Here is a 9,229-nt window from a genome sequence, read left to right on the forward strand (position 1 = left end):
CCGAATATGGCGTTAAATGGCTACACGCCGATGCAGCATATTCAACGCATGACCTGATTCTACTTATTGCCTCCGTTAAAAATGGGGGGATTACCCTAACAGTTGTCGACCTGTATACTCGCGAATGCCTGGGTATTTGCGTGGGCCAGTACCTGCGTTCAACAGAAGTGGCAGAAATGCTGGACAGCATCGCGCTCACGCGCCCCTTACTGCTGTTACTAAAAACTTATAAGGCAATGAATTTGCAGGAATATTTCTGGACGATGGGTATATGAGCGAGGGATTCGCATAGACTTCTCACGACCGGGAACACCCACAGATCATGCCACAGTGGAGTCTTTAAACGGCAGGTTGCGGCAGGAGTGCCTGATCGAAAACTGGTTTATTTCTCTGGAGGATGCACGGTGCAAAATCGAAGCCAGGCGCATACACTATAACCAGAGACGCCCTCATTCTGCGCTGGGCTGGATGACCCCGTCAGAATTTGCTGAAAAGTCTGCCGGTTGCCAGAATATGCAATCAACATGAAGCCCGTTATTCCTGATTATGACTGGAGCATATTCGGGGTCAGGGTCAATCAACCGACATTACTAACTTAAAGTTGTATCAAATACTGGGGGCAGATCACATCGCTTGGCTATTTCTCAAAACAACGAGAATACGGCACCAAACAATATAGCCAAAGGTGTTACAAAGGGCGCTGGTCGTCAATATAGTTGAAAACGATATGGGTAGTTTGCCGACCTTTCTTCTTCTCTGTGTAAGATACCTGCATGGGCGTGCGACTGTTAATCTCATCAACTACAGGCTGGAGAAAGCGTCTTCTAAAGTCAGGCATACGGCTGTAGCTCTGAGGAAGTTGATAACGATCCATTATCCACTCAACAGTCAGTGACAAAACCCCCGACCCATCAGGTTTGCGATACTGACAAAGAGACTCATACAGACGCATGGCATAGGGACTAGTTATTTCTTTAGTTTCGCCCAACCGGAACTGAGTGAAGCGATTCTGTAAACCAACGAAAAATGGTATTATATACGGATTTATATGAACGCTATAAGTACCGCGGGATGGGCTATAAGCACGTTTAATGAACCATGGGAAAGATTCATATCCCTGCTCGCCGTTGGCATCTTCATCAGGTTTGAAGAAAACAACTTCTTTACCTGCAAAATTCTTCAACGCAGTGCGGATGTCTTTGCTAGCCTCAGCAGAAGTAAGGCCAAATGTTTTTGCGTAGTGTGCTACTTGTATATCACAGATGCCATCATGCTCATTCAATACTCCGTCTTGTCCACGGATTTGTTCCACAAATAAGTACAACATTCGCTTTTGGTCACGGGTAAGGCTGTAGGCAGCCTCAGTAAGTTCATTAGATTGAACTATTCGCGGGCTAGCTTTACGTTTTGTCGTATTTATAAGTGGAATATCAGACATACCATCCCTTTGCCTAAGTGTGACACATACAAAGATTGTCACTGTTATCTCTGACTGTCAACATCTCAGTGGATATCATTCTGTAATGAGGGTGATTTGTCACAGGGTTAAGGGCAAAATGTCACAGCTTAAATGCCTTTTTGAGGGCAATTAGTCACATTATCAGGGCGAATTGTCACATTTATGTGCCTCCAGGGCTTGCAGCACAAGGCCTAGAGAGATCCCTAAAAACAAATAAAAATGATCTATAAAAAAGATCTTTAATAATACCGCTGTATATGTGGATAAGTTTATTCAAATACTCTTAGATTGGCGCGTACGTGGATTCATTTTTGTTCAGTGGAAATTGCGCTTCCTCGCCGCTTACTCGCTTTGCTCGTTCGCTTACTGCGGCGAGCACTGCATAAATTTCAAACAGGAACATTAGTATCTGAAGTTAATCACACATTATGCGATTCTACTTGCATTATGATGTTTTTCAGACAAAATGATGAAAAACATCATGAGGTGATTAATGGAAAACATAGAACAGTTGCGAAAAGTTGCCGCCAGAGCAAGCAGACTTCTCACTTCTCTAAGCGATAGCATTAGTCAGCAAAAGAAAGAGTTACAGCTTAATGAGTTCTATCATGAGTACAGTAAAGCATCCTTGTATAAACTTCCAAAACTCAGCAAAGGAAGCGTTGAGTATGCAGTTGCTGAGATGGAATCAACCGGATATGTCTTCAAAAAGAAGCCTTCCGGCAATACGATGAAGTACGCGATGACAATACAAAACGTCATCGATCTCTACTTTCATAGAGCCGTTCCTAAATATCGCGATCGTTTCAGAGAAGCGTTTGTAATATTTGTTTCTAACCTAAAAGGCGGTGGTTCAAAGACTGTATCAACAGCTTCACTTGCTCATGCATTACGCGCACATCCACATTTGCTGTACGAAGATTTACGCATCTTGGCAATAGACTTTGATCCTCAGGCCTCTCTCACTATGTTCTTAAGCCATGAAAACTCGGTAGGCCTGGTTGAAACAACAGCAGCACAAGCAATGCTCCAGAATGTTTCACGGGAAGTTCTGAGATCTGATTTCATCACTCCTTCAATTGTACCTGGCGTAGATGTCATCCCCGCTTCTATAGATGATGCTTTCTTGGCTGAAGGGTGGAAAGGATTATGTGAAGAGCATTTACCTGGGCAAAATATTCATGCTGTTCTGAAAGAAAACATCATAGACAAGCTCAAGAAAGATTACGATTTCATCTTTATCGATTGTGGTCCTCATCTTGACGCATTTTTGAAGAATTGTATTGGGGCTGCTGATCTAATGTTAACCCCTCTTCCCCCTGCAACTGTAGACTTTCATTCATCCTTAAAATTTGTTTCGAGCTTACCTGCATTAATCGACGCTATTGAGTCTGATGGTCACCAATGTAGCCTGATAGGTAATATTGGATTCATGTCAAAAATTCTGAATAAATCAGATCATAAAATTTGTCATAGTCAGGCAAAAGAGGTTTTCGGTGCTGATATGCTTGATATAGTACTGCCAAGGCTTGATGGTTTTGAACGATGTGGTGAAACGTTTGATACCGTAATATCTGCGAATCCAGCAACATACGACGGCAGCACCGAAGCGTTAAAAAGTGCAAAAGCAGCTGCTGAAGATTTTGCTAAAGCAGTGTTCGATCGCATTGAGTTTATTCGCACAAATGGAGTTGCCTGATGAGTAATCAAGTTAGAAAAACTATTGGTCGTCAGCTAAATTCTCAAATAGTTGAAGAAAACATTAAACAGAATGAACATAGCCAAATTTTTACATTAAAAACTGGGCGAAAGGTACGGTTCATCCACAAAACTATTTCTGCTGCGGAAGTACAGCATAGAACATTTGTAAATCAGGATATTAACGGTAGAGATCAGGCCGCTCTCACGAAAGAATCTTTGAAGGAAATCATCAACACCTTCCGAAACCAGCAATTCTTTCCCTGTATTGGTATTGAAGCTGAGGGTTCTATTGAGATTCTTGATGGTTCTCGCCGCAGAGCATCGGCACTGTTCGTTCATCGCCCGCTCGATGTTATGGTTACAAATGATCAGTTAACTGCGGAAGAGGCCAGACAGCTCGCAAAAGATATTCAAACAGCAAAGGAGCATAATCTCCGAGAAATCGGATTACGGCTTTTAGCACTTAAAGATGCAGGTTTGAACCAAAAAGAGATCGCAGAGCGTGAAAACATTTCTCAAGCGAAAGTAACTCGAGCTATGCAAGCTGCTGCTGTCCCTCAAGAGTTGGTATCTTTATTTCCAGTACAATCTGAGCTGTCATTTTCTGACTATAAGTTATTGTTAGGTATCAGTGAATCTCTTTCAGCAAAAGGGTTCAAAGTCGAACAGTTGATTGATCATGTTTCGGCAAGTTTAGACGCCTCCAGTGCTGATTCAAATCTGCCAGTTGACCTACAAAAGGCAAATTATTTGAAGGTGGTAGCTAAAGCATCCTTGGCTTTAATCTCTGCTCCAGCAAAGGATAAAGCGGTTGTATCACCGCTTTGGATTTTTGGTGATAAGGACAAATTTGCTAGGAAGAAGATTAAAGGCCGTACACTAAGTTATGAATTCAACAGGCTTCCAAGTAAGCTTTTAGAAGACATTGATGAAGCAATCAACCAGGTTCTGAAACGTCATCTTGGTTAATTTTTTTCGCCATAGCGATTTCGCCTGTAATCTACTGTTATACATTGATTTTTTATGAAGATTTCATGGTGAAATCGCCTAATGTTGCACACATAGCCAATTCTATAAAACAGCTGCTTTTATGTTGTTTCATCAGTTGGGTTACCAGCTTTTGACTAAATCCATAATGAGGTAAGAGTGATGTTGAGCATAAGGCTTGCTGCGGAAAACATCATTATCCACGTTCTTAAGAAGAAAAATGTACCTGAGCAGGAATGGCCCGTTTGGGTCAAAAAAACAGGAAGAGGAATGCTGCTGGCCAGCATTCCGATGATTGTTCCCCTGCTGGTCTTTGACCATGTTCCACTGGCACTGACCATTGTTCTCCAACTGGCCTATGCGGCACTGATGTGTCTGGGGTTGATGCTGGCAACCGATGATAAAAAAACAGATAAATGAAATACGGCGCCTTGCGCTGTATTACTGAACCCGGACGCCGGACCAGACAGGTCCGGCTTTTTTTCGCCCTGCCCTCAGCCAGTCTGCCTGCGTTAATGCCTTTTACACGCCTCAGTTTTCCTGGTGCCGTGCCATCACTGTAGCCCGGCCGTTCCGTCTGCAAGTGTCCACTCCGTCGCCTGCTCACCCGTTCGCACTCTTTTACGGTGCATTCAGCCCGTAAAAGACTTTACGCTGCGGCTTCCGCGGGCGCACCTGCAGTCTCCTCTTTTTGCCGGGTTGTCGTGCCGGCACGGCACAGGCCGTCACGTCACCCTGAACTGAGGAAATTTATCATGCCAAACTGGTGCGCCAATCGTTTTTACATTACCGGTAAACCGGAACATATTACCCGTGTTCGCGCCCTGCTGAAGGGCGACACACCTCCGTGGCCCGAACTGGCCATACAGCAGAGTGTGAGTTTCTTCATCGCCGGCATTGCCGGTGTACTGAAACCCGTTATCGATGTTGAATATGCGCCGTTTCCGGCACTGGTTTCTGCCGGTCCCGGAGACGATAACGTACAAAACAGCGCGTTCACACAGTGGCTGTCATTGCTTGCAGAATGTGCTGAACTGGATGAAGAAACCTGTTCACTCATCGGGGAGCTGTATACCCGTGCCAGTCTCGGCCAGATAACGTGGGATGCATTCCCCGAAAGCCGGAAAACGGCGGTTCGTCCGGTTATCGCCCAAAAATACCATGACTGGGGTGGATCTCTTATTAGTGCCTGTCAGCCGGATGCGGAGTTCTGGGCTCGCCTGCAAAACAATGTACCTTCCCGCACAGGTTTTGATATGCGACAGCTGCTTCCGACCTGTCTTGATGTGGAAGTGAATGGCTTTAATGGTGGTTTGCTGGGCGGTGTTGACGGTGGCTATGCCTTTTATACCTGGCAGCGTTATGGCATCAAATGGCCCACCGGGTTAACCGTCGATATTGCATGGGAGTCAGAAGAGAGTCTGACGGTGGATTTTGATACGCCGTGGTCACCGCCCGATGAACGTGTTGTCGCCCTGCTCTCAGAACGCTACGACTGCCAGCTCAGCCATTACTACAGTGAAGCCGGCGGCGATTATTGTGGTTTCCGCGAATATCTGGAGGGGGAATGTCTGTCTCAGGGAGACAGCAGCCTGGAGTACGAAGAGGAAGAAACTGAGGAGGGCTGGAGTACCATCTGTGGCCCGGACTGGATCCTGACTAACGTGGCCCATTTCGGTGGCTGACCCTGACCTGCAACATCTGGCCGCTTCGGCGGCCAGTAAGGAAGACAATGAAGACCTTTCTGGTTGTGCTCGCTTTTTGCTGGCAGGGCGAACGGCTGCCCTGTGTCATGCTGATGAATGCCGGAGACCTCCCGCAGGCTGAGGCTGCCGTGCAACATATGACAGGGCACTGGTGACCGGCTCTCACTGACGCAGGAGAGGGGGTCTGGCGTTATCCGCAGGGCGGAATTGAATGCCGTGAAATCCGGCAGCCCGATGACAGTGAACGGGCGTTTTTGTCCCGACTCCGTTTTATCGATACCTGGCAGGCGCAGGCCACTGATGGCGGCATGGTTATCGTGGACAGGTTTGATGTCCCCTGGCTGTAGGGCAAAAACGTGACTCAGGAGGGCCGGTAACGGTCAGCGCCGTGCCTTAACGGTAGCCCGGCCGATGCGGTCGCAAGTGTTCGCTTCGCCGGCTACTCACCCGTTCGCACCCGTTCACGGTGCATTCAGCCCGTGAACGGGTTTGCGCTGCGGCTTGCGTGCCCGCACCTGCGCCCTCCTCTTTTCGCCGGGCTGTCGTTGCGGCACGGCGTGACGGACGCCGCACTGAACGGAGAAAGAGAATGTTTAAAGTCACCTGTATTGACCTCGATAATGGTGAGTTTGCGCTGTACATCAATGGCCACTATCTGACGAGTGAGGACGGCAGCGGTGAAAAAATGTATGCCGGAGATTTGCTGGAGCGCCTGGCCTGTATTCCGGGCGTTGTGGTTGAGCACGCAGAACGGGATGTCCCTGATAACGAGGACTGGTGCTGGAATGATATTGCGGATTCTGTCTTTTCCCCTGCAACCGGCGTGTGGGGGGATGTGACGGTGGGCGCGCTGATACAGCGACTGCAGACGTATTCCCCGGCAGAGCTGTGCGTGGGTGTGTTCTGGCTGGCGGATGACTTTCTGTCCCTCGATGACACTCTCCAGGAGGATGAGATCCATCAGGCCATGCAAATCGCAGAAAAGCACCATGACTGTAACTATGGCTATAACTGGGACTACCTGAAAAGCTGTATTGAATTTATTAAAGACGGAGACTGACAGCGTACGGGCGGATAAGGCGGTCAGTGCCTTCCGCCCTTTTCAGCCTTCGCCCTCCGGGCTGCGGCTGACTCCTTCACTGAAAACCAGCGTGGCGGCCTGCGCCGTGCCTTAACGGTAGCCCGGCTGCGGCTGTCGCAAGGGTACGCTGTCGCCGACATCCTCACCCGTTCGCCATTTTTTGCGGTGCATTCAGCCCGCAAAAACTGTGCGCTGCGGCTTCCGGTGTCGCCCCTGCGCCCGTCGCTTTTCGCCGGACTGTCGTAGCGGCACGGCGCAACCGGCGTCGCATTCTGTTGAGGACTCTTATATGGACAAACTCTGCACCCTGACTGAACACCATTGCCGGAATCTGCTGACCGGGTATGGCTGGCCGCGCGACATGGAGATTGCGTTCCGCCTCAGCTATTCACAGGGTGATGGCGCGGCGTTTTATGGTCACCTCACCTGCGAGGATTTGAGCCGGATACTGGAACAGCAGGTTTCCCGTGGTGAATTGCGGAAGGCTGAGTGCCGGCGGCTGGTTCGCCGTATTGAGGCGAGTGATACCGTGCTTTACCTCGAACGTAATGCGTTCGGCCACCGCTACGCACACGCGGGATGTATCCGTTACGTCTGGCGGGACGGAGATTGTGCTCCCGATAATGACGTTGCCGGTGAGATAGAATCTCTTATCCGCAGCGACGTTGAAGCGCTGTGCCGGCAGATGGCGTGTGATGGCTATCTGCTTCAGGAGGCGATGTTGCCCTCTTCTGAACCCGTGGTTTTTCAGCGTAACACAGCTAACTTTGTCGTCCGTGTCGAAGAAACGGAAGACGTTTACTGTGGCGATGATGACGCTGAATTCAGGAATGAGCTCATCGCACTGATACTCGACAAAGGAGCCTGCTATCGTCCGCTGGCCATTTCAGTGGTCAGTACCACATCAGGCAACACGATGGGAACGGCATGGGCAGGTGACGCGTTACGTCTGCCCGGCCAGCCGGTACGAGCGTGGTTTGATCGTCACTGGCTGACAGAGGCTACGGAAGAAGCCCGTCAGACCATCAACGCGCTGACGCAGGCGTTCAGCACCTTTGTGAAAACACACTGAATCACCCCGCTGCCGGCGTTCCGGCAGCCTTTCCTTTGCGCAAAAAGGATGTCAGTGCCTTCCGCATTATGCGGACATCACCCTCCGGCTGATGTCCGGGTGAATGAAAACCCCCTCTGTGACATCTGCGTCGTGACGGCATACGCCGTGCCTTCACTGTAGCCCGGCCGTTGCGGTCGCAAGTGTTCGCTACGCCGGCTACTCACCCGTTCGCACACTTTCACGGTGCATTCAGCCCGTGAAAGTGCTTGCGCTGCGGCTTCCGTGGCCGCACCTGCGCCCTCCACTTTTCGCCGGGCTGTCGTGTCGGCACGGCGAATGCCGGAACTGTGAATTCTGTGACCCTGGAGGAATGATGTCCGAACACCATCCTGATGTGCTTTGTCTTTCTGATGCTGAGCGTCCGGGCTTTCTGCCTGACCTGTTCAGCCGTGATTTTATGTTGTCCGAAGCGACCGTTTACGCCTACGCCGGACGCTACTGCCCGGAATATCAGGGCGGATACTGGCAGTTTTACCGTCTGCCGGAAGGAGGCGGGTATATGGCACCGGATACGGAAATTCTGACGTTCCGCAATGCGGATAACGGGTTTGAACAGTCGGTCAGTGGCGAGGTGGCAGGGATTATTCTCACGGCGCTGGTGCTGAACCACCGGAGCTGGCACCACAGCCATAACGACCAGGAAGCACTGTGTCACCACTTCTGCCGACGCTATGAACAACTGATGGCGTTTGTTGATTCCCATCCACAGAGCGCGACTGTCTGGCGTGCGCTTGACTGATACACACAGACCACAGGCGGCAACGCCGCCTGTGAAACAGGAGAATGATGATGTTTGCAACGGCGGCTGAAATTGCGGTTCATATGCTGACTCGCGGTAAAAATCCGCAGGAACGTTTTGTCTTTGCCTGCTGGAGTCTGGAGGATATTCGCGCGGCGATCAGTGACTGGGAGCTGAATGATGACGACCTGCGGATCGTTCATGAAAGGCTGAGTGGTGAATTTGAGAGTGGCGCAGATGTTCCCGTCATTGAAAGAGTGGTGGAAGAGCTTATTGAGGAGCGTCGGGAAAGCCGGACAGTGACCATTCCGGCGGCATCGCTTCAGATGGTGATGCAACTGGCCGGACGTAAGCGGCTCATTTAGACCGTCTGTCGCCATTCCTCCGGTTCAGGGAAAATAATGTCCATCATTTATAGCGGACATTATCGCCATGAAATATC

At 49.6% G+C, this 9,229-nt stretch carries 10 protein-coding genes and 2 pseudogenes; 11 read left to right on the plus strand and 1 reads right to left on the minus strand.

Going from position 1 to position 9,229, the window contains the following annotated elements:
- Together ACI2I2_RS24220 and ACI2I2_RS24225 are read left to right on the plus strand one after the other, a co-directional pair.
- Positions 1–275 (plus strand): annotated as a pseudogene (locus ACI2I2_RS24220) (hypothetical protein); the annotation flags it as partial.
- Positions 262–528 (plus strand): annotated as a pseudogene (locus ACI2I2_RS24225) (transposase); the annotation flags it as partial. The pseudogenes ACI2I2_RS24220 and ACI2I2_RS24225, both read left to right, overlap by 14 nt.
- Before the next feature lie 160 nt (positions 529–688).
- On the opposite strand, the gene repE reads toward ACI2I2_RS24225, so the two are convergent.
- On the minus strand, positions 689–1,438 hold the full coding sequence (gene repE / locus ACI2I2_RS24230) for a replication initiation protein RepE (protein ID WP_404660228.1): 750 nt from the start codon (positions 1,436–1,438) through the stop codon (positions 689–691).
- A 514-nt stretch (positions 1,439–1,952) separates the two neighbouring features.
- Between repE and ACI2I2_RS24235 the strand changes: the two genes are divergently transcribed.
- The 9 genes from ACI2I2_RS24235 (at position 1,953) to ACI2I2_RS24275 (ending at position 9,152) form a co-directional block, all read left to right on the plus strand.
- Entirely contained in the window at positions 1,953–3,158 is a 1,206-nt protein-coding gene (locus ACI2I2_RS24235; RefSeq protein ID WP_404660229.1) for an AAA family ATPase, read from the plus strand.
- On the plus strand, positions 3,158–4,129 hold the full coding sequence (locus ACI2I2_RS24240) for a ParB family protein (RefSeq protein WP_404660230.1): 972 nt from the start codon (positions 3,158–3,160) through the stop codon (positions 4,127–4,129). The genes ACI2I2_RS24235 and ACI2I2_RS24240 overlap by 1 nt, the downstream gene beginning before the upstream one ends.
- 180 nt (positions 4,130–4,309) lie before the next feature.
- Positions 4,310–4,567 (plus strand): hypothetical protein, encoded by a 258-nt coding sequence (locus ACI2I2_RS24245; RefSeq protein WP_404660231.1) that lies wholly within the window; start codon positions 4,310–4,312, stop codon positions 4,565–4,567.
- Positions 4,568–4,902: 335 nt separating this feature from the next.
- Positions 4,903–5,832 carry a DUF1281 domain-containing protein gene (locus ACI2I2_RS24250; protein WP_404660232.1) on the plus strand — a complete coding sequence of 310 codons (930 nt, stop codon included), beginning with the start codon at positions 4,903–4,905 and terminating at the stop codon, positions 5,830–5,832.
- A gap of 47 nt (positions 5,833–5,879) precedes the next feature.
- Entirely contained in the window at positions 5,880–6,008 is a 129-nt protein-coding gene (locus ACI2I2_RS24255) for a hypothetical protein (RefSeq protein WP_404660233.1), read from the plus strand.
- A gap of 434 nt (positions 6,009–6,442) precedes the next feature.
- Positions 6,443–6,913, plus strand: a complete 471-nt coding sequence (locus ACI2I2_RS24260; protein ID WP_404660234.1) for a hypothetical protein — start codon at positions 6,443–6,445, stop codon at positions 6,911–6,913.
- Positions 6,914–7,223: 310 nt separating this feature from the next.
- On the plus strand, positions 7,224–8,006 hold the full coding sequence (locus ACI2I2_RS24265) for a hypothetical protein (RefSeq protein ID WP_404660235.1): 783 nt from the start codon (positions 7,224–7,226) through the stop codon (positions 8,004–8,006).
- Between the two features lie 352 nt (positions 8,007–8,358).
- Complete coding sequence (locus ACI2I2_RS24270) at positions 8,359–8,787, plus strand: antirestriction protein (protein WP_404660236.1); 429 nt, start codon at positions 8,359–8,361, stop codon at positions 8,785–8,787.
- Positions 8,788–8,831: 44 nt separating this feature from the next.
- The gene (locus ACI2I2_RS24275; RefSeq protein ID WP_404660237.1) at positions 8,832–9,152 is read left to right on the plus strand and encodes a hypothetical protein; all 321 of its coding nucleotides are present in this window, start codon (positions 8,832–8,834) and stop codon (positions 9,150–9,152) included.
- Positions 9,153–9,229 lie beyond the last annotated feature (77 nt).

The sequence above is a fragment of the Scandinavium sp. NPDC088450 genome (assembly GCF_044900545.1).
Taxonomy (GTDB): domain Bacteria; phylum Pseudomonadota; class Gammaproteobacteria; order Enterobacterales; family Enterobacteriaceae; genus Scandinavium.